Annotated in this window: 18 protein-coding genes and 1 pseudogene; 12 read left to right on the forward strand and 7 right to left on the reverse strand. The window is 72.1% G+C overall.

Features of this window, described 5'->3' with window-relative positions:
- Positions 1-5: 5 nt before the first annotated feature.
- Positions 6-650 carry a TetR family transcriptional regulator gene (locus tag KUM49_RS40945; protein ID WP_217242013.1) on the forward strand — a complete coding sequence of 215 codons (645 nt, stop codon included), beginning with the start codon at positions 6-8 and terminating at the stop codon, positions 648-650.
- A 69-nt stretch (positions 651-719) separates the two neighbouring features.
- On the opposite strand, the gene def is transcribed toward KUM49_RS40945, so the two are convergent.
- Entirely contained in the window at positions 720-1,259 is a 540-nt protein-coding gene (gene def, locus KUM49_RS40950) for a peptide deformylase (RefSeq protein WP_217242014.1), read from the reverse strand.
- A gap of 146 nt (positions 1,260-1,405) precedes the next feature.
- On the opposite strand from def, the gene KUM49_RS40955 reads away from it, so the two are divergent.
- From KUM49_RS40955 to KUM49_RS40970, 4 genes are all read left to right on the forward strand, one after another.
- A complete protein-coding gene (locus KUM49_RS40955; protein ID WP_217242015.1) occupies positions 1,406-2,644 on the forward strand; it encodes a MurT ligase domain-containing protein in 1,239 nt (412 codons plus the stop codon).
- A gap of 23 nt (positions 2,645-2,667) precedes the next feature.
- Positions 2,668-3,396, forward strand: a complete 729-nt coding sequence (locus tag KUM49_RS40960; protein WP_217242016.1) for a type 1 glutamine amidotransferase — start codon at positions 2,668-2,670, stop codon at positions 3,394-3,396.
- A 223-nt stretch (positions 3,397-3,619) separates the two neighbouring features.
- Positions 3,620-4,645, forward strand: a complete 1,026-nt coding sequence (locus KUM49_RS40965; RefSeq protein WP_217242017.1) for a 6-phosphofructokinase — start codon at positions 3,620-3,622, stop codon at positions 4,643-4,645.
- A gap of 102 nt (positions 4,646-4,747) precedes the next feature.
- The gene (locus KUM49_RS40970; protein ID WP_217242018.1) at positions 4,748-5,698 is read left to right on the forward strand and encodes a cytochrome c oxidase assembly protein; all 951 of its coding nucleotides are present in this window, start codon (positions 4,748-4,750) and stop codon (positions 5,696-5,698) included.
- A 189-nt stretch (positions 5,699-5,887) separates the two neighbouring features.
- Here the strand turns inward: KUM49_RS40970 and KUM49_RS50485 are convergent, their stop codons facing one another.
- Positions 5,888-6,064 (reverse strand): hypothetical protein, encoded by a 177-nt coding sequence (locus tag KUM49_RS50485; protein ID WP_308406987.1) that lies wholly within the window; start codon positions 6,062-6,064, stop codon positions 5,888-5,890.
- Here KUM49_RS50485 and KUM49_RS50490 point away from each other — a divergent pair.
- A pseudogene (locus tag KUM49_RS50490) lies at positions 6,017-6,637 on the forward strand (DUF6777 domain-containing protein); the annotation flags it as partial. The gene KUM49_RS50485 and the pseudogene KUM49_RS50490 overlap by 48 nt on opposite strands.
- A 554-nt stretch (positions 6,638-7,191) precedes the next feature.
- Here the strand turns inward: KUM49_RS50490 and KUM49_RS50495 are convergent.
- Positions 7,192-7,329, reverse strand: a complete 138-nt coding sequence (locus tag KUM49_RS50495; RefSeq protein WP_308406988.1) for a hypothetical protein — start codon at positions 7,327-7,329, stop codon at positions 7,192-7,194.
- Between KUM49_RS50495 and KUM49_RS40980 the strand changes: the two genes are divergently transcribed.
- Entirely contained in the window at positions 7,308-9,293 is a 1,986-nt protein-coding gene (locus tag KUM49_RS40980; protein ID WP_217242020.1) for a serine/threonine-protein kinase, read from the forward strand. The genes KUM49_RS50495 and KUM49_RS40980 overlap by 22 nt on opposite strands.
- Positions 9,294-9,306: 13 nt before the next feature.
- Positions 9,307-9,477: a hypothetical protein gene (locus KUM49_RS40985; RefSeq protein ID WP_203615133.1), complete on the forward strand. Its 171-nt coding sequence runs from the start codon at positions 9,307-9,309 to the stop codon at positions 9,475-9,477.
- 201 nt (positions 9,478-9,678) lie between these two features.
- Here the strand turns inward: KUM49_RS40985 and KUM49_RS40990 are convergent, their stop codons facing one another.
- From KUM49_RS40990 to KUM49_RS41005, 4 genes are read right to left on the reverse strand one after another with little or no spacing between them, the layout of a single operon-like run.
- The gene (locus KUM49_RS40990) at positions 9,679-10,893 is read right to left on the reverse strand and encodes a sensor histidine kinase (RefSeq protein ID WP_217242021.1); all 1,215 of its coding nucleotides are present in this window, start codon (positions 10,891-10,893) and stop codon (positions 9,679-9,681) included.
- On the reverse strand, positions 10,890-12,614 hold the full coding sequence (locus KUM49_RS40995; RefSeq protein WP_217242022.1) for a cation acetate symporter: 1,725 nt from the start codon (positions 12,612-12,614) through the stop codon (positions 10,890-10,892). Before KUM49_RS40995 ends, KUM49_RS40990 begins: the two co-directional genes overlap by 4 nt.
- Complete coding sequence (locus KUM49_RS41000) at positions 12,611-13,006, reverse strand: hypothetical protein (protein WP_217242023.1); 396 nt, start codon at positions 13,004-13,006, stop codon at positions 12,611-12,613. Before KUM49_RS41000 ends, KUM49_RS40995 begins: the two co-directional genes overlap by 4 nt.
- A gap of 1 nt (position 13,007) precedes the next feature.
- Entirely contained in the window at positions 13,008-13,757 is a 750-nt protein-coding gene (locus KUM49_RS41005) for a LytTR family DNA-binding domain-containing protein (RefSeq protein WP_217242024.1), read from the reverse strand.
- A 78-nt stretch (positions 13,758-13,835) separates the two neighbouring features.
- On the opposite strand from KUM49_RS41005, the gene KUM49_RS41010 reads away from it, so the two are divergent.
- From KUM49_RS41010 to KUM49_RS41025, 4 genes are all read left to right on the forward strand, one after another.
- A complete protein-coding gene (locus KUM49_RS41010) occupies positions 13,836-14,351 on the forward strand; it encodes an Lrp/AsnC family transcriptional regulator (protein ID WP_217242025.1) in 516 nt (171 codons plus the stop codon).
- A gap of 124 nt (positions 14,352-14,475) precedes the next feature.
- A complete protein-coding gene (gene ddaH / locus KUM49_RS41015; protein WP_217242026.1) occupies positions 14,476-15,297 on the forward strand; it encodes a dimethylargininase in 822 nt (273 codons plus the stop codon).
- Positions 15,294-16,529 carry an ornithine--oxo-acid transaminase gene (gene rocD / locus KUM49_RS41020; protein ID WP_217242027.1) on the forward strand — a complete coding sequence of 412 codons (1,236 nt, stop codon included), beginning with the start codon at positions 15,294-15,296 and terminating at the stop codon, positions 16,527-16,529. Before ddaH ends, rocD begins: the two co-directional genes overlap by 4 nt.
- 149 nt (positions 16,530-16,678) lie before the next feature.
- A complete protein-coding gene (locus KUM49_RS41025; RefSeq protein WP_217242028.1) occupies positions 16,679-19,165 on the forward strand; it encodes a SpoIIE family protein phosphatase in 2,487 nt (828 codons plus the stop codon).
- Positions 19,166-19,208 lie beyond the last annotated feature (43 nt).

Raw genomic sequence — 19,208 nt, forward strand, 5'->3', positions numbered from 1 at the left:
AGCTCATGGACACCACGCAGCGGACCGATCAGCAACGGTCCGCCGACCGCCGTCGGCGTGAGCTGCTGGAGGCCGCGGACAGGGTGGTGCTGCGCGACGGCCCGCAGGCCTCTATGAACGCCATCGCCGCGGAGGCCGGCATCACCAAGCCGATCCTTTACCGCCACTTCGGCGACAAGGGCGGACTTTACGCGGCCTTGGCCAAGCGGCACACTGACGCGCTGCTCGATTCGCTCCGCGCGGCGGTGGACGCTCCGGCGGACCGGCGGGACCGGGTCGAGGCGACGCTGGACACGTATCTGGCGGCGATCGAGGCGCGGCCCCAGGTGTACCGCTTCCTGATGCATCCGGCGGAAGGCGGCCAGGTCGGCGACCCGGGGTTCGACGTCAACAAGCACAGTGCGCCGCTGCTTCGCAGGATGGGCGAGGAGTTGGCGCAGGTCATCGAGGAGCGGGTGGACCTGGGCCCGGGGGGCCAGCAGCTGGCCCGCGTCTGGGGGCACGGGATCGTCGGGATGATGCACGCGGCCGGTGACTGGTGGCTGGTGGAACGGCCCTGCTCACGGGCCGAGTTGGTGCGGAGCCTGGCCGACCTGTTGTGGGGGCGGCTGGCCGCGGCGGGAGACAAGGTGGGCGGTCCGGGGTTCTGACGGTCGTGTGTCGTGTGCGGGCCGGTGGGGGCTCGTCGCGCGGTTCCCCGCGCCCCTGGGGGAATACGCTCACCGGCGCCAAGAGGCTCGGGACGCCTGTCGCATCAGGCGTCTGTGGCGCCAGCCGCTCAGCCTGTCCGCGTAGATGCGGCCCTCCAGGTGGTCGTACTCGTGCTGCAGGCATCGCGCGAAGAAACCCGTGCCGTGGACGGTGATCGGTTCGCCCCGCACCGTGTACCCCTCGATCACCGCGTGGTCGTGGCGTTCCGTTCCCGCCTCCAGGCCCGGCAGGGACAGGCAGCCCTCCGTGCCGCGCAGGACGACGCCGTCCTTCTCGACGAGAGTGGGGTTCACCACGTGGCCCACGTGGCGCACCTCTTCGTCGTCCGGACAGTCGTGGACGAACACCCGCAACGGCACGCCGATCTGGTTCGCGGCCAGGCCCACGCCCTGCGCGGCGTACATGGTCGCGAACAAGTCCTCCACGAGTGCCGCCAGTTCGGGGCCGAAGTCGGTGACCTCCTCGCAGGGGGCGTGCAGAACGTCGTCGCCGAGCAGCGTGAGGGGCCGGACGCGCCCGTGGGCGCCCGGGATCGGGCCGTGTCGCATGGCGGCAAGGGTACGGTCCTCCCAGTGACGCGCACGTCGCGCGGGCGCCGCGATTCGGGAGTGCGAATGGATCTCGATAGGCTGAGGCCCACACCACGTTGCCGAAGGCAGGGGCGCGGCGCGTACGCAAGGAGGATCGAGAACTGATGGCAGGCAACTCGGACCCGCTCTCGCCGCGGGCCAAGATCGCCGTGACCGCGGGCAAGGCGGTCGCGGCGGCATCGCGCGCCGCGGGGCGCGGCAGCGGTTCGGTGATCGGCGGCCGGGTGGCACTCAAACTCGACCCCGACCTCCTCGCCCGGCTCGCCCAGAACCTGGACGTCGTCCTGGTGTCGGCGACCAACGGCAAGACCACGACCACGCGTTTGATCGCCGAGGCACTGCGTGCCGCGGGTCCGGTCGTCTCCAACGCGCTCGGCGCCAACATGCCGGCCGGCATCACCTCGGCGCTGGCGGGCAGGTCGGAGGCCCGGTACGGCGTCATCGAGGTCGACGAGAAGTACCTCGCGGGCGTCGCCCGGGACACCGACCCCAAGTGCATCGCCCTGCTCAACCTCTCCCGCGACCAGCTCGACCGTGCCGCCGAGACCCGGATGCTCGCCGAGAACTGGCGGGAGGGGCTGGCCGGTTCCAAGGCCGTCATCGTGGCCAACGCGGACGACCCGCTGGTGGTGTGGGCCGCGTCCTCCTCCCCCAACGTGGTGTGGGTCGCCGCCGGGCAGATGTGGAAGGACGACGCCTGGTCCTGCCCGTCCTGCGGTGGCGTGATGCAGCGCCCGGGCGACGACTGGTTCTGCGGCGAGTGCGGCTTCCGCCGGCCGACGCCGAGCTGGGCCCTGTCCGGTGACCACGTCCTGGATCCGCACGGCTCCGCGTGGCCGATCCACCTCCAGCTGCCGGGCCGCGCCAACAAGGCGAACGCCGCCTCCTCGGCCGCCGTCGCCGCCGTTTTCGGCGTACCGCCGCAGGTCGCCCTGGAGCGCATGTACCAGGTGCAGGCCGTCGCCGGACGCTACGACGTCGTCCAGTTCATGGAGCGCGACCTCAGACTGCTGCTCGCGAAGAACCCGGCCGGCTGGCTCGAAACGTTCAGCCTGATCGATCCGCCGCCGACCCCGGTGATCCTCTCGGTGAACGCGCGCGGCGCCGACGGCACCGACACCTCCTGGCTGTGGGACGTCGACTACACGCGGCTGACCGGCCACCCGATCTGCGTGGTCGGCGACCGCAAGCTGGACCTCGCGGTCCGCCTGGAGGTGGCCAACCAGCAGTTCCAGGTGTGCGAGAACCTCGACCAGGCGGTGCAGCTGTCCCCGCCCGGCCGCATCGAGGTCATCGCCAACTACACCGCCTTCCAGGACCTGCGCCGCCGCGTCGGCAACTGAGCTACGGACTTCAGGGGACTTTTGTGAGCGACAACCAACTGCGGATCGTCTGGATCTATCCCGACCTGCTGAGCACGTACGGCGACCAGGGCAACGTCCTCGTCGTGGAACGCCGGGCCCGGCAGCGCGGCCTGGACGTGGCCCGGCTCGACGTGCGCAGCGACCAGCCGATCCCGACCTCCGGCGACATCTACCTGATCGGCGGCGGCGAGGACCGGCCGCAGCGGCTCGCGGCCGAGCGGCTGCGCCGGGACGGCGGTCTGCACCGGGCCGTCGGGAACGGCGCGATCGTCTTCTCGGTGTGCGCCGGCTATCAAATCCTCGGCCACGAGTTCATCAACGACCTCGGCCAGCGCGAGCCCGGCCTCGGCCTGCTCGACGTGGTCTCCACGCGCGGCGAGGGCGACCGGTGCGTCGGCGACGTGCTCGCCGACATCGACCCGCGCCTCGGCATGCCCCCGCTGACCGGCTTCGAGAACCACCAGGGCGTCACCCACCTGGGCCCCACCGCCCGCCCCTTCGCCCAGGTCCGCCTCGGCAAGGGCAACGGCACGGGGGACGGCACGGAGGGCGCGTACAACGACACGGTCTTCGGTACGTACATGCACGGGCCCGTGCTGGCACGGAACCCGCTGATCGCCGACCTGCTGCTGAAGCTGGCGCTCGACGTCAACGCGCTGCCGCCGACCGACGACCGGTGGTACGAGGCGCTCCGCAGCGAACGCATCGCCTCTGCGCAGCAGCCGGCGTGACCCGCGTGGCCCGCGTGCTCCCGTGTGGCCGCTTGACCTGCGCGTACGCCGTCTCTCCAGCCGGGCTTCAGCAGCCCGTCTGACCATGGGCCCGCACAGGTGAGCGGGGTCGTCCAGCAGGCGGACGCACGGTACGGCCCCGCCCCCTCCTCCCGTTAGGGTGGCGGGGATCGAGCCGGACAACGTGGTCCGGATCCGGCCCACGTCGAGAAGGTTTCGGGCTATGCGCATTGGTGTCCTCACGTCCGGCGGCGACTGCCCCGGCCTGAACGCCGTCATCCGGTCCGTCGTGCACCGCGCCGTCGCCGACCACGGCGACGAGGTCATCGGTTTCCGGGACGGCTGGAAGGGCCTCCTGGAGTGCGACTACCTCAAGCTCGACCTCGACTCGGTGAGCGGCATCCTGGCGCGCGGCGGCACGATCCTCGGTTCCTCCCGGGTCCAGCCCTCCCATCTGCGGGACGGCGTGGAACGGGCCCGGGGCCACGTCGAGGAGCTCGGCCTCGACGCCATCATCCCCATCGGCGGTGAGGGCACGCTCAAGGCGGCCCGGCTGATGTCGGACAACGGTCTGCCCATCGTGGGCGTGCCGAAGACCATCGACAACGACATCGCCGTCACGGACGTCACGTTCGGTTTCGACACGGCCGTCGGTGTCGCGACGGAGGCGCTGGACCGGCTGAAGACCACCGCCGAGTCCCACCAGCGGGTGCTCGTCGTCGAGGTCATGGGCCGCCACACCGGGTGGATAGCGCTGCACTCCGGCATGGCGGCCGGCGCGCACGCCATCGTCGTACCGGAACGGCCCTTCGACATCGAGGAGTTGACGGCGAAGGTCGGCGAGCGGTTCGCGGCGGGCAAGCGGTTCGCGATCGTGGTCGCCGCGGAGGGGGCCAAGCCGCGGCCCGGCAGCATGAGCTTCGACGAGGGTGCCAAGGACGTCTACGGTCACGAGCGGTTCGCCGGGATCGCGCGGCAGCTGTCGATCGAGCTGGAACAGCGGCTGGGGAAGGAAGCCCGGCCGGTGATACTCGGTCACGTGCAGCGGGGCGGGACGCCCACCGCGTACGACCGGGTGCTGGCCACCCGGTTCGGCTGGCACGCGGTGGAGGCCGTGCACCGGGGTGAGTTCGGGAAGATGACCGCCCTGCAAGGGACCGACATCGTCATGGTGTCGCTGGCGGAGGCCGTGAAGACGCTGAAGACGGTCCCGGTGGAGCGGTACGACGAGGCCGAGTGCGTTCTCTGACGCGCGGGTGACCGACTGCCCCCGGTGACAGTGGTCGCCGGGGGCAGTTCTAGTCTGTCTGCGGACAGACACGCACAACCCCCACGAATCAGGAGCCGTTGGATGGATCACAGCGGGCACGGCATGACCATGGATCTGCCGCCGTTCACGCTGGGGCGGGGTCTTCAGTGGTCGGCGGACCCGTTCTTCCTGGTGGCCTGTGTGATGGGGCTCGCCCTGTACGGGTGGGGGGTCGTGCGGCTGCGGCGGCGCGGGGACGCCTGGCCGGTGGGGCGGACCATCGCGTATGTCGTGGGCGTGCTGTCCATAGGGCTCGTGATGTGCACCCGGCTGAACGACTACGGAATGGTCATGTTCAGCGTGCACATGGTGCAGCACATGGTGATCAGCATGCTGTCGCCGATCCTGCTGCTGCTCGGCGCCCCCGTCACGCTGGCGCTGCGCGCGCTGCCGCCCGCGGCCAGGGGCAGCAAGGGGCCGCGCGAGCTGCTGCTGATGTTCCTGCACAGCCGGTACATGCGGATCATCACACACCCGGCGTTCACCATCCCGCTGTTCATCGCGAGCCTGTACGCGCTGTACTTCACGCCGATCTTCGACTTCCTGATGGGCTCCAAGACCGGGCACATCGCGATGATGGTGCACTTCCTCGCCGTCGGCGTCGTGTTCTTCTGGCCCATCATGGGAGTGGACCCGGGCCCCAACCGGCCGGGCTACCTGATGCGGATGCTGGAGCTGTTCGCGGGCATGCCGTTCCACGCGTTCTTCGGCATCGCGCTGATGATGGCCTCCGAGCCGATGGTCGAGACGTTCAAGAACCCGCCCGCTTCGCTCGGCATCGACGCGCTCTCCGACCAGAACGCGGCCGGCGGCATCGCGTGGGCGTTCAGCGAGATCCCCTCCGTGCTGGTGCTGATCGCACTGCTGTTCCAGTGGTACCGCTCCGAGCAGCGACAGGCCAGGCGAACGGACCGGGCCGCCGACCGGGACGGCGACAAGGAACTCGAGGCCTACAACGCCTATTTGGCCTCATTGAACGCACGCGGGCGTTGAAAGGCTTCTTGTTCAGTAGCATGAAGCGCGATGGGGGAACCGCCGGGGGGAGCGGTGATGACACTTCGCGCATTTATGCAAGGGGCCGGGAAAAGGATTGCGTGCTTCCTGGTTTTCGTTCTCACGCTGAGCGGATGCGACAGAGAAACGCCCTTGGCCGTGGTGAAGGCGGTCGCGGCGGGCGTGCCCTCACCGGCGCCGTTCTTCGACGAGGACAGCGGGCTCGGCAAGGATGCCCAGGTCCGGTCCCAGGCCGTGCACGGCGGTCTGCAGCAGGGGGACACGCCCGGCCTGTACGGGGGTTCCAAGCAACCGACGATCTGTGACGTCGACCGGCTCGAACAGTTCCTCACCGATCCCGCCCATGACGGGAAGGCAAAGGCGTGGGCGCGTGCCCTGGAGATCTCGAAGAACGGGATTCCGGATTATCTGGAACGGCTGACGCCTGTTCTCCTGCGTCACGACACTCTCGTGAAGAACCACGACTACAAAAAGGGAAAGGCCGTCCCCTACGACTCGCTGCTCCAGGCGGGAATCGCGATTCTGGTGGATCGGCAGGGACAGCCGGCCGTGAAGTGCTCGTGCGGAAATCCACTGCGGCCTTTCGAGGGTGACACAAGCCGGATCTCGGTCGAGTTCGAGGACGGCAACGAGGAGTGGCAGGGCTACGAGCGGTCCCAGGTGGTGGCCGTGCGGCCCGCGCCCCGGACGCCGGAGCGGATCGCCCTCGTCGACGTCGAGGAGCCCGGTCGGGGCATCAACCGGCCGGTCGGCACGACGGGCGAGGACGACTCCACGTTCGACGCACGGAAGCGGCGCGCGGTGCCGGACCTCGCCGGGACGACGTTCGGGCAGGCGAGCCGGCGGTTGGCCGACTCGGGTCTGGCGGCCGGGTACGACGGGAAGGGGCTGCCGCCGAACGGTGCCAGGGTCACGGCGTCCGATCCGCCGGCGGGGACCGAGCTGCGGTTCGGGGAGTACGTGACGCTGAGCGTGGCGGGGGGCGAGTCCCGCGGGGGCGGACCCGGAGGTACGTCCGACGGTACGACCGGCGGTACGTCCGGTGGTACGACCGGCGGTACGTCCGGTGGTACGTCCAGTGGCCCGTCCGGCGGGTCGACCGCTCCCCCGGCACCGCCCGGGTCATCCGGGTCCTCCGGGCCGACCACCACACCGCCGCCGTCGAGCAGCGGGAGCGGGGCGTCGCCCTCGGCGCCCTCGTCCGGTACGTCGAGCGATACGTCGGGCGGTAGGTCGTCCGGCTCGGGATCGCCCGGGTCGAGCCCGCCTGCGGGTCCGCCGCCAAATTCCGCGCCGACCTCCTCCAGCCCGCCGGCCAGCTCCGCGCCGGACACGGCCATCCCGTCCAGCCGGCCGCCCGGTTCCGCGCCGCCTTCGACGAGCTCGGCCCCCCCGGCGCCTCCCACCGGTTCGCCGCCGCAGGTGACCAGCTCGGCCCCGACCAGTGCCCCGGTCACCAGCAGTGCGCCGCCTCAGAGCAGCGTGCCCGTCACCAGCGGACCGGCGAGCAGCGAACCGGCCACGAGCGCCCCGGCGGGCAGCGGATCCGCCGGTGCGACCACGTAGCGCAGAACCCGGGAGTCACCGGATGCCTTCAGGATCACCGACATCGGGAGTGGGCCGGGTCATCGCCGGCCGATATCAGCTGCTGAACCAGCTCGGCAGCGGCGGCATGGGCCATGTGTGGCTCGCCCACGACCGGAGACTCGCCTGCGAGGTCGCGCTCAAGGAGATCGTCTTCCGGGACCCGGTCGAGGCCGGTCACGAGCGGGACGCGCGGGTCGCCCGGGCCCGTGCCGAGGCGCGGTACGCGGCCGGGCTGCGCGGCCATCCGCATGTGGTGACCGTGCACGACGTGCTGGAGCACGAGGGGCTGCCGTGGATCGTCATGGAGTACGTGGCGGGCGCGGTCGACCTGCGTGAGCTGGTCCGGACGAGGGGACCGCTCGCCCCGGCCGAGTGCGCCCGCGTCGGCCTCGCCGTGCTCGACGCGCTGACCGCGGGGCACCAGCGGGGCGTCATGCACCGGGACGTGAAACCGGCGAACATCCTGCTCGCGCCGGATCGCACCGGGGCTCCGTACGGTCGTGTGCTGCTCACCGACTACGGCATCTCCGTGCAGCCGGACGCCGGCGAGACGCGTTACACGCTGGCGTCCGTGCTCGTGGGGACCGCCGGCTATCTGGCGCCGGAGCGGGCCACGGGCGGGGCGCCCACGGCGGCCGCCGACCTGTTCTCGCTGGGCTGCACGCTCTACCACGCCGTCGAGGGCCGGGGGCCCTTCGAGCGGGAGTCGCACCTCGCCGAGGTGACCGCGGTGGTCATGGAGAAACCGCGTCCGGCCGTACGCGCCGGGGCGCTGGGGCCGGTCCTGGCCGCGCTGCTCGCGAAGGAGCCCGCGCAGCGGTTGTCGGCGGCGGAGGCGGAGGCGGCGCTGTCGCGGATCGTCACCCCGCAGGCCGAGGCGTACTCCCGGACGCAGACCGACCTGGGGTCGCAGCCGCCCTGGGCGGAGGTGACCGCGCCGCCGATGGGCCCGCCCGGGTCCGGATTCGGGCCGGTGGCGGACTCGCGCGGATTCGGGTCGCCGACCGCCGATCCGCGCGGGATCAGGCCGACCGCTGATCCGCGGGGCCTCGGTCCGACCCTGGATCCGCACGGGCCGGGCCTCTCCGCGGACCCGCACGGGTTCGGGCCGCCCTTCACGCCCTCGCCGCCGGCCGCGCCCGTCAGGCGGCGGCGGGAGCGCTCGCACGCTCTGCGGGCCGTCCTCGCCTGCGGTCTCGGTATGGTCCTCGCCCTGGGCGGTGTCTGGTACGCCCTGGCGGACCGGACCACCACCCCCGGCGGCGACGGGAGCGGACCGCCGTACGGGGAGAGCGTCGGGCTGGCCAAGCCGCTGCGGGACGGTGACTGTGTGCTCGCCGACTGGGCGGGCACGCGGCCCTTCCAGGGCACGCCCCGGCTGCTCCTGGACCCGGGCTGCGGGACCGGGGCGGCACCGGACGGGCAGGTACTGGCGTTCGTCGCGGCCGCGTCGGCGGACGAGGCGCGGCGGCTGGGGCCCGCCCGGTGCGAGGAGCGGACGCGGGTGGTCCGGGACAGGCTCGCGGACGTGCGGAGCTTCGCGGTCGTGCCGACCGCGGGCGGTTTCGAGGCGGCCGGGCGGCGCACGGCCTGTCTGGTGCTGGGTGCGCACGGTCCGGTGTACGGGCCGGTAGGCCGGCACCGCGAGATGGGCGCGGCCTTCGCGGACACGGCGACCATGCAGAAGCGGGACTGTCTCGACGTCCGCTCCAACCGGGACGCCCGGCTGGTGTCCTGCGCGGGGGCGCACGACGAGGTGGTGCTCGGGTTCACCCGGTTGGACGCGGACGTCACGCTGGCCGAGGCGCGCACCGAGTCGGACGTGGCGTGCGGGCGTGCGGTACCGCCGGCCGACTACGGCTTCGATCCGTCGGTGTACACGGCGGGCTCCTGGACGAGCGAGGGTGCCTGGAAGAACGGCACGCATTTCGTCGTATGCACCGTACGGAAGCAGAACGGGGGCACCATGGAGAAGGACCAATCATGAGGAGGGTGTTGCGATGCCCGGTTCCACGGACAGCTCGACCAGAACGATGGGGGTGCTCACCGTAGGCGGCCTCGTCGCGGTGACCGCCTACACGGTGGCGCTCGGAAGCAACGGCTGGCTGTGGTTCGGCTGGGTCGTGCTGGGGCTGATCACCCTCGGGATGGTGGCCACGCGCAGCACCTGATGCCTGCCGGGGCACTAAGGCCTGTCCGGCGGATCATGCCGCAGACGCGGGGCCTGGCACGCCGATCTGCGGTGTTGCCGTCGGTTGCCGACGCTCCACGTCGACGCCCTCCTCCGCCTTGCAGCTCGACGCACCAGGCCCCGCTCACCTGCGTCGATGAGACGCCGCGGATGTCCTGCGACTGGATCCGCCGGACAGGCCCTAGCCGCCGCTGAGGCGGCCCGCCGAATGCACCCCCGGCTGGTACTTCGGCAGCCGGGCGGTGATTTTCATTCCCGCGCCGACGGCCGTCTCGATGACGAGGCCGTGGTCGTCTCCGTAGACCTGGCGGAGCCGGTCGTCGACGTTGGACAGCCCGATGCCGCCCGAGGGACTGACCTCGCCCGCGAGGATGCGGCGCAGCAGGCCGGGGTCCATGCCCGCGCCGTCGTCCTCGATGACCACCAGGGCCTCGGCGCCGGTGTCCTGGGCGGTGATGCTGATGTGGATCTTGCCGGCGACCGCGGCCTTGCCCTCCAGGCCGTGCTTGACGGCGTTCTCGACGAGCGGCTGCAGGCACAGGAAGGGCAGGGCGACCGGCAGCACCTCGGGGGCGATCTGCAGGGTGACGGAGAGGCGGTCGCCGAAGCGTGCCCGGACGAGCGCCAGGTAGTGGTCGATGGCGTGCAGTTCGTCGGCGAGGGTGGTGAAGTCGCCGTGCCGGCGGAACGAGTAGCGGGTGAAGTCGGCGAATTCCAGGAGCAGTTCACGGGCGCGCTCGGGGTCGGTGCGGACGAACGAGGCGATCACCGCGAGCGAGTTGAAGATGAAGTGGGGGGAGATCTGGGCGCGCAGGGCCTTGATCTCGGCCTCGATGAGACGGGTGCGGGACTGGTCGAGGTCGGCGAGTTCGAGTTGTACGGAGACCCAGCGGGCGACCTCTCCGGCCGCGCGGACGAGGACCGCGGACTCGCGGGGCGCGCAGGCGACGAGGGCTCCGTGGATCCGGTCGTCGACGGTGAGGGGGGCGACGACCGCCCAGCGGACCGGGCAGTCGGGGACGTCGCACGTCAGGCGGAAGGCCTCGCCGCGGCCGGTGTCCAAAGGGCCGGCGAGGAGTTCCATGATCTCGGTGCGGTGGTGGTCGCCGACGCCGTCCCAGACCAGGACCTGCTCCTGGTCCGTGAGACACAGCGCGTCCGTGCCGAGCAGGGTGCGCAGCCGGCGGGCCGACTTGCGCGCGGTCTCCTCGGTGAGTCCGGCCCGCAGCGGGGGCGCGGCGAGGGAGGCGGTGTGCAGGGTCTGGAAGGTGGCGTGCTCGACGGGGGTGCCGAGTCCGCCGAGGTTCTGGGGGCGCGCGGTGCGCCTGCCGAGCCAGAAGCCGGCGGCCAGCAGAGGCAGGATCGCCACGCACAGCCCGGCGAGGAATCCGCTCACGCCTTCACCTCTTCGCGCAGTTCTTCCCGCAGTTCCTCCGGCAGATGGAAGCGGGCCAGGATCGCCGCCGTGCCCGCCGGTACCCGGCCCGGCGTCGCCAGGGACACCAGCACCATGGTGAGGAAGCCCAGGGGTACCGACCAGAGGGCGGGCCAGGCGAGCAGGGCGTGCAGCGGGCCGGTGCCCGGGAAGCCCGCCATGGTCGCGGCCACGGCCAGGAACGCGGAGCCGCCGCCCACCAGCATCCCGGCGGCCGCGCCTGGCGGGGTCAGCCGCCGCCACCAGATGCCGAGGACGAGCAGCGGGCAGAACGACGAGGCCGAGACGGCGAAGGCCAGCCCCACCGCGTCGGCGACGGGCAGTCCGCCGACCAGCGTGCTCGCCGCGAGCGGCACGGCCATGGCGAGGACCGTGCCCAGTCGGAAGTGCCGTACGCCGCGCGAGGGCAGGACGTCCTGGGTGAGGACGCCCGCCACGGCCATGGTCAGGCCCGAGGCGGTGGACAGGAACGCGGCGAAGGCCCCGCCGGCCACCAGGGCGCCGAGCAGGTCGCCGCCGAGGCCGCCGATCATGCGTTCGGGCAGCAGCAGGACGGCGGCGTCCGCGTCGCCGGTGATGGTGAGTTCGGGGGCGTAGAGCCGGCCGAGGGCGCCGTACACGGGTGGCAGCAGGTAGAAGGCGCCGATCAGGCCGAGGACGGCGACCGTGGTGCGGCGGGCGGCGACTCCGTGCGGGCTGGTGTAGAAGCGGACGACGACGTGCGGCAGGCCCATGGTGCCGAGGAAGGTGGCGAGGATCAGCCCGTAGGTGGCGTACAGCGGGCGTTCCTCGCGGCTCGCGGCCAGGGAGGTCGACATGCCGCCGTTGCTGCCGCGGTCGGCGGCCGGGACGGTGGCGCCCTTGGCGAAGGTGAGGCGGGTGCCCTGTTCGATGCGGTGGGTGCCGGCGGGCAGGCGGAGGCGTCGGCCGTCGTGCGGGCGGCCGTCGACCGTGCCGCTCACCGTGACCGTCAGCGGCGCCTCCAGCTTGAGGTCCAGGCTCGTGTCGACGCGGACGACCCGCTGTTCGCGGAAGGTGGCCGGTTCCTCGAAGGCGTGGCGGGGGGATCCGTCGCCCTGCCAGGCGAGGACCAGGAAGAGGGCGGGGACGAGCAGGGCGGTGAGTTTGAGCCAGTACTGGAAGGCCTGCACGAAGGTGATGCTGCGCATGCCGCCGGCGGCGACGGTGGCGACGACCACGACCGCGACGATCACTCCCCCGAGCCATTCGGGCGCGCTCGTCAGCACGGTCAACGTGAGTCCCGCTCCCTGGAGTTGGGGCAGCAGGTACAGCCAGCCGACGCCCACGACGAAGGCGCCCGCGAGTCGCCGTACCGCCTGGGAGGCGAGCCGGGCCTCGGCGAAGTCGGGGAGCGTGTAGGCGCCGGAGCGGCGCAGCGGGGCGGCGACGAACAGCAGCAGGACCAGGTAGCCGGCGGTGTAGCCGACCGGATACCAGAGCATGTCCGGGCCCTGGACCAGGACCAGGCCGGCGATGCCCAGGAAGGAGGCGGCGGAGAGGTACTCACCGCTGATGGCGGCCGCGTTGAGGCGGGGGCCGACGGTGCGGGAGGCGACGTAGAAGTCCGAGGTCGTTCGGGATATGCGCAGGCCGAAGGCACCGACGAGGACGGTCGCCACGACGACCAGGGCGACCGCGGGAACGGCGTAGCCGGAGTTCATCGGTCTTCTACGAGGCGCACGAAGTCCCGTTCGTTGCGCTCGGCGCGCCGCACGTACCAGCGGGCGAGCAGGACCAGGGGGAGGTAGAGGCCGAAGCCGAGGACCGCCCATTCGAGGCGGCGGGCGTCCGGCAGCGCCGCGAAGAGCAGGGGCAGTGGGCCGATGAGCAGGCCGAGGAACGCGAACACGGCGAGGCCGGCGCGCAGTTGGCTGCGCATCAGGGAGCGGACGTACGTGTGGCCGAGGGTGGTCTGTTCGTCGATCTCGGTGCGCGGGCGGTAGGAGCCGGAGGCGTGGGGGTACCGCCCGCGCGAGCGAAGCCGAGCGTGGGGGAGGGTGCGCCGGGGCGGGCCGGTGACGACGACTCGGCGGTCGGCGGGGTCCTGGGGCACGTCAGGGCCTCCTCATCAGCAGGTCCCGCAGCTCACGGGCGTGGCGGCGGCTGACCTGGAGTTCCTCGGAGCCGACGACGACGCTCACCGTGCCCGCGTCCAGCCGCAGTTCGCCGACGTGGCGCAGCGCGACCAGGTGCCGGCGGTGGATGCGGACGAAGCCACGGCCCCGCCAGCGGTCCTCAAGGGTGGACAGCGGGATCCGTACGAGGTGGCTGCCCTTGTCGGTGTGCAGCCGGGCGTAGTCGCCCTGCGCCTCGACGTGCGTGATGTCGTCGACGGAGACGAAGCGGGTCACGCCGCCGAGTTCCACGGGTATGTGGTCCGGGTCGGGTTCGTGCACGGGGATGCGGGGGCCCAGGTCGCTGCGTTCGGCGGCGCGGCGGACGGCCTCCGCGAGGCGTTCCTTGCGGACGGGCTTGAGCACGTAGTCGACGGCCTTGAGGTCGAAGGCCTGTACGGCGAAGTCCTCGTGGGCGGTGACGAACACGACGAGCGGCGGCTTGGCGAAACCGGTCAGCAGCCGGGCGAGGTCCAGTCCGTCGAGGCCGGGCATGTTGATGTCGAGGAAGACGACGTCGATCGCCTCCGGCCCGTCGGGGCCGGACTCCAGGGCGCGGTTGATGCGGCGCAGCGCCTCGGTCGCGTCGCCGGCGCCCTCCGCGCTGTCGATGCGGGGATCGGCGTTCAGGAGGTAGAGCAGTTCCTCCAGCGAGGGGCGTTCGTCGTCGACAGCCAGGGCGCGCAGCATGAACCCGGAGTGTAGGAGTTATTCGTACGCCTGCACACGTGGAGGGGTCAGGACCTTTCCGCTGGATACAGTGCCCGCATGAGCAGCAGGCCCGCGCCGTTCGACGAGCTCGACCGGAAGATCGTCACCGCTTTGATGGCGAACGCCAGGACCAGTTTCGCCGAGATCGGCGCGGCCGTGGGGCTGTCCGCGACGGCGGTCAAGCGGCGTGTGGACCGGATGCGGGACACGGGCGTGATCACCGGGTTCACGGCGACGGTGAAGCCGTCGGCGCTGGGCTGGCGTACGGAGGCGTACGTCGAGGTGTACTGCGAGGGCGCGGCCCCGCCCCGGCGGCTCGCGGAGGTGATGCGCAACCACCCGGAGATCACCGCGGCGATGACGGTGACCGGCGGGGCGGACGCGTTGCTGCACGTGCGGGCGCGGGACGTGCAGCACTTCGAGGAGGTGCTGGAGCGCATCCGCGTCGAGCCGTTCATCCGCAAGACGATCAGCGTGATGGTGCTGTCGCACCTGCTGCCGGAGAGCCCGGAGGCGGGCGCCAGCCAGCCCGCGCCGGAGGAGACGCCGGGACGCGCACGAGACGAGCGCTGATCCGGCCGAAGACGCAGCATTCCTGCGCGAACACGCAATTCTTGTTTCTTGTCGGCCGTCTCGGTCGCTTTCTACCGTGGTGTCAACCCTCAGTCGACACCGCAGGAAGCGGAGGAACCCCTCTGTGACCGATTCCCGTGTGCCGTGCCGGCGGCGCTTCCTCGTCTGCGAACCCAGACACTTCGCCGTGCAGTACGCGATCAACCCCTGGATGCATCCCGACACCCTCGTCGACGTCGATCTGGCCCACGAGCAGTGGCAGGCGCTGATCAGTGCCTATCGCACGCACGGCCACGACGTCGACACCCTGGAACCCGTCCCCGGGCTCCCGGACATGGTCTTCGCCGCGAACTCGGCGGTCGTCGTCGACGGCCGCGTCTTCGGCTCCCTCTTCCACGCCCCCGAGCGCCGCCCCGAGTCCACGCACTACGACACCTGGTTCCAGGCGGCGGGCTACGACGTCCACCGCCCGCGGTCCGTCTGCGAGGGCGAGGGCGACCTGGTGTGGACCGGCCGGTACATGCTGGCCGGCACCGGCTTCCGGACGACCCGGGAGGCGCATCGCGAGGTGCAGGAGTTCTTCGGCCATCCGGTGATCAGCCTGACGCTGGTGGACCCGTACTTCTACCACCTCGACACGGCGTTGTTCGTGCTGGACGCCGGGCGCGAGGGAAACATCGTGTACTACCCCGAGGCCTTCTCCACCGGCAGCCGCGAGGTACTGGCCCGGCTGTACCCGGACGCGGTGCTCGCCACCCGTGACGACGCGATGGCCTTCGGCCTCAACTCCGTGTCCGACGGCCGGAACGTCTTCATCGCGCCACGCGCCGAGGCGCTCGCCTCCCGCCTCTCCGACCACGGCTATGTCCCCGTCCCCGTCGACCTCTCCGAGTTCCAGAAGGCCGGCGGCGGCATCAAGTGCTGCACCCAGGAGATCCGCTCATGACAGCTCCCGCCCGTGTTCCTGTCCGTACGCGTACCTCCGCCGACCTGATCCGCGCCGAGGAGCCGGTCCTCGCGCACAACTACCACCCGCTGCCCGTGGTCGTCGCCCGCGCCGAGGGCACCTGGGTGGAGGACGTCGAGGGCCGCCGCTACCTCGACATGCTGGCCGGCTACTCGGCCCTCAACTTCGGCCACCGCCACCCCGCGCTGGTCGAGGCGGCCCACGCGCAGCTCGACCGCCTCACCCTCACCTCGCGCGCCTTCCACAACGACCGGCTCGCCGAATTCGCGGAGCGTCTGTCCGAGTTGACGGGGCTGGACATGGTGCTGCCGATGAACACGGGCGCGGAGGCGGTCGAGAGCGGCATCAAGGTGGCCCGCAAGTGGGCGTACGAGGTGAAGGGCGTCCCGGCCGATCAGGCGACGATCGTGGTCGCCGCGGACAACTTCCACGGCCGTACGACGACGATCGTGTCGTTCTCCACGGACGAGACGGCAAGGTCCGGCTTCGGCCCGTTCACGCCGGGTTTCCGCGTCGTCCCGTACAACGACCTGGCCGCGCTGGAGGCGGCCGTCGACGAGACGACGGCGGCGGTGCTGATCGAGCCGATCCAGGGCGAGGCGGGAGTCGTCATCCCCGACGAGGGCTACCTGACCGGCGTACGCGAGCTGACCCGCCGCACGGGCTGCCTCTTCATCGCCGACGAGATCCAGTCGGGGCTCGGCCGCACGGGCCAAACGCTCGCCGTCGAACACGAGGGGGTGGTCCCGGACCTGCTTCTGCTGGGCAAGGCGCTGGGTGGCGGGATCGTGCCGGTGTCGGCGGTGGTGGGCCGCCGGGACGTGCTGGGCGTACTCCGGCCGGGCGAGCACGGCTCCACGTTCGGCGGCAACCCGCTCGCCGCGGCGGTCGGCACGGCGGTCGTGGAATTGCTGGAGACGGGTGATTTCCAGCGCCGGGCGGCCGAGCTGGGCGAGGTGCTGCGCGACGGCCTCGCCGCACTGGTCGGCCGGGGCGTGGTCGGCTTCCGCTCCCGCGGCCTGTGGGCGGGCGTCGACATCGACCCGGCCATCGGCAGCGGCCGCGAGATCGGCCAGGGGCTCCTCCGTGAGGGCGTCCTGGCCAAGGACACGCACGGCTCGACCATCCGGCTGGCCCCGCCGCTGACGATCACGGAGGCGGAGCTGATGTCGGCGCTCGGGGCGCTGCGCAGGGTGCTCGGGCGGGACTGAGCCGGGCGGGTGGGTGTCGGCCGCCGCGCGGGCGGAGTGCCGCGGCCCCCCACTCAACTCCCCGGCCGCGGCGCGGTGCGGTCCCGTCGTCGCGGGGCAAGATTGAGTCAGGAGGTGGTAGACCACTCTCAGCGACGGAGGGGTCGGCAGTGGGCACATTTGAGGAGCACGAGGTGTCCCGCCGGCGGTTCGACGTGGCGGACGCGGCGTCACTGCTGCTGGACGCGGCGGGGGTGGTGACCAGCTGGAGCGCCGACGCGCAGCGGCTGCTGGGGTACCCGGCCGCCGAGGCGGTCGGCACGAGCCTGGCTGACCTGCTGACCGCCGAGGACGCCGGACGGGTGCCGCACCTGGTCGAGCAGTGGCGCACGAACGGCGGCTGGGCGGGGCTGCTGTCGGTGCGCCGCGGCGACGGGCGGCCGGTGAGGGTGATGGTCCGGATCGCCTCCGCCGAGGAGTCCCGGGGGCCGTCCCGGTGGCTCATGCTGATGTCGGAGATGGCCGAGGCCCCCGGCTGGGACATGCAGCGCACCGTGCTGGAGCAGATGGCCGCCCGGTCGCCCGTCGGCATCGCCATCGTGGACACCGACCTGCGGTACGTGTGGTCGAACGCGGCCCTGGCCCAGTTCGGCGGCGGACCGCCCGAGCGGCGGCTCGGGCTGCGGCTGGCGGACATACAGCCGGGCCTGGACTCCGCTGCCATCGAGGCGCAGATGCGGCACGCGCTGACGACCGGGGAGCCGGTCATCGGATACGAGCACGTCGGCAGCGTGCGCTCCGCGCCGCACCGGGAGACCGCGCACGTGATGTCGTTCACCCGGCTCGACGACGAGCGGGGTCACCCGATGGGCGTGTACTACACCGTCGTCGACATCACCGGGCACCACCGCGCCCGGCAGCGGCTGGCCCTCCTCGACCGGGCCGGCGAGTACATCGGCCGCAGCCTGGACATCGTGCGGACGGCGCAGGAGCTGGCCGACGTGGCCGTACCGGCGCTCGCCGACCTGGTCGTCGTGGACCTGCTGGAGTCGGTGCTGCGGGGAGCGGAGCCGGCGCCCGGGCCGCTGGACGGGACGGATCCGGTACGGCTGCGACGGGCGGGGCGGAGGTCGACCGATGAGGGCTCGGACGGCCAGGAAGGTGCCGAGCCTGCCGCCGCCCCCACCGTCGGTATCGGCGACCCCGCCGCCTACCCGCCGGGCTCTCCGCAGATCCGGTGCCTCGCCACCGGCCTGCCCCGGCGCGAGGAGCGGGGGGACCCGCTCGCCCCGGAATGGGGTGCGGACAGCTCCGGCGGCCCCGGGGGCACGTTCCCGGATCCCGGCCTGCACAGCGTGATGGTCGTGCCGGTCCGGGCGCGGGGTGTCACGCTCGGCGTCACCACCTTCTTCCGGCGTCACCGGCAGGAGCCCTTCGAGGAGGAGGACCTGAGCCTCGCCGAGGACCTGGTCTCGCGGGCCGCGGTGTGCGTGGACAACGCACGGCGCTACACCCGCGAGCGGGACGCGGCACTGGCGCTGCAGCGCAACCTGCTCCCGCACCGGCTGCCCGACCAGGACGCGGTGGAGGTGGCCGCCTACTACCGCCCGGCGAACGAACTGACCGGCCTCGGCGGCGACTGGTACGACGTGATCCCGCTCTCCGGCGCCCGGGTGGCCCTCGTCGTGGGAGAGGTGCCCGGTCACGGCATCGCCGCCGCCGCGGCCATGGGACGGCTGCGGACCGCCGTACGGACCCTCGCGGCGCTGGATCTGCCCCCGGACGAGGTGCTGGCGCACCTCGACGACGTGGTGGCGCGCACCGCGCAGGAGGAGAGCGGAGCACCGGACGCCGAGGCTGGCGCCGACGCGCAGGAGGTGGGTTCCGGGTGTCTGTACGTCGTGCACGACCCGGTCGACGGGCGGTGTTCGATGGCCGCCGCCGGGCATCCCGCGCCCGCGGTGGTCCGGCCGGACGGGACGATCATGTTCGTCGACCTGCCGCAGGGGCCGCCGCTGGGCGCCGGCGGCCGGCCGTTCGAGTCGGTCGAGATGATCCTGCCGGAGGGCAGCACGCTCGCGCTGTACACCGACGGTCTGCTGGCCGGCGGCGAGGAGTGGGCCCTGGACACCGACCGGGAGCGGCTGCGGCGGGCGCTGGAGCGGTCGGCGTCCTCCCTCGACCAGCGCTGCCGAGCGGTCGTGAACGACCTCGTCCCGGCCCGGCCGCACGACGACGTGGCGCTGCTGATGGCCCGTACCCGGCGCCTCGGCGCCGATCAGGTCGCGTCCTGGGAGCTCCCCGCCGACCCGGCCGTCGTCGCCGACGCCCGCAAGGCGGCCAGCCGCCGGCTGACGGACTGGGGGCTGGACGAGCTGGCCTTCACCACGGAACTCGTCGTCAGCGAACTGGTCACCAACGCCATCCGGCACGCCACCGGTCCCATCCGGCTCCGGCTGATCAAGGACCGGACGCTGATCTGCGAGGCCTTCGACGGCGGTGCCACGGCACCCCATCTGCGCCACCCCCGCACCCTGGACGAGGGCGGGCGCGGACTGCTGCTGGTCTCCCAGTTCACCCAGCGATGGGGCACCCGTTTCCTTCCCGAGGGAAAGGTCATCTGGGCGGAGCAGTCGCTCACTGATCCTCCGGCGTGACCACGGACCGACCGACACGGAACGAGACTGCGCATATCGTGCG

This window comes from Streptomyces sp. AC555_RSS877 (assembly GCF_019049245.1).
GTDB lineage: Bacteria > Actinomycetota > Actinomycetes > Streptomycetales > Streptomycetaceae > Streptomyces.

What these genes read in the sequence shown, in the direction of transcription:
- KUM49_RS40945 (WP_217242013.1), top strand. Translation starts at nt 6, where the DNA reads ATGGACACCACGCAGCGGACCGATCAGCAACGGTCCGCCGACCGCCGT.
- def (WP_217242014.1), bottom strand. Translation starts at nt 1,259, where the DNA reads ATGCGACACGGCCCGATCCCGGGCGCCCACGGGCGCGTCCGGCCCCTC.
- KUM49_RS40955 (WP_217242015.1), top strand. Translation starts at nt 1,406, where the DNA reads ATGGCAGGCAACTCGGACCCGCTCTCGCCGCGGGCCAAGATCGCCGTG.
- KUM49_RS40965 (WP_217242017.1), top strand. Translation starts at nt 3,620, where the DNA reads ATGCGCATTGGTGTCCTCACGTCCGGCGGCGACTGCCCCGGCCTGAAC.
- KUM49_RS40970 (WP_217242018.1), top strand. Translation starts at nt 4,748, where the DNA reads ATGGATCACAGCGGGCACGGCATGACCATGGATCTGCCGCCGTTCACG.
- KUM49_RS50485 (WP_308406987.1), bottom strand. Translation starts at nt 6,064, where the DNA reads ATGGGCGGGATCGGTGAGGAACTGTTCGAGCCGGTCGACGTCACAGAT.
- KUM49_RS40980 (WP_217242020.1), top strand. Translation starts at nt 7,308, where the DNA reads ATGCCTTCAGGATCACCGACATCGGGAGTGGGCCGGGTCATCGCCGGC.
- KUM49_RS50495 (WP_308406988.1), bottom strand. Translation starts at nt 7,329, where the DNA reads ATGTCGGTGATCCTGAAGGCATCCGGTGACTCCCGGGTTCTGCGCTAC.
- KUM49_RS40985 (WP_203615133.1), top strand. Translation starts at nt 9,307, where the DNA reads ATGCCCGGTTCCACGGACAGCTCGACCAGAACGATGGGGGTGCTCACC.
- KUM49_RS40995 (WP_217242022.1), bottom strand. Translation starts at nt 12,614, where the DNA reads ATGAACTCCGGCTACGCCGTTCCCGCGGTCGCCCTGGTCGTCGTGGCG.
- KUM49_RS41005 (WP_217242024.1), bottom strand. Translation starts at nt 13,757, where the DNA reads ATGCTGCGCGCCCTGGCTGTCGACGACGAACGCCCCTCGCTGGAGGAA.
- KUM49_RS41010 (WP_217242025.1), top strand. Translation starts at nt 13,836, where the DNA reads ATGAGCAGCAGGCCCGCGCCGTTCGACGAGCTCGACCGGAAGATCGTC.
- rocD (WP_217242027.1), top strand. Translation starts at nt 15,294, where the DNA reads ATGACAGCTCCCGCCCGTGTTCCTGTCCGTACGCGTACCTCCGCCGAC.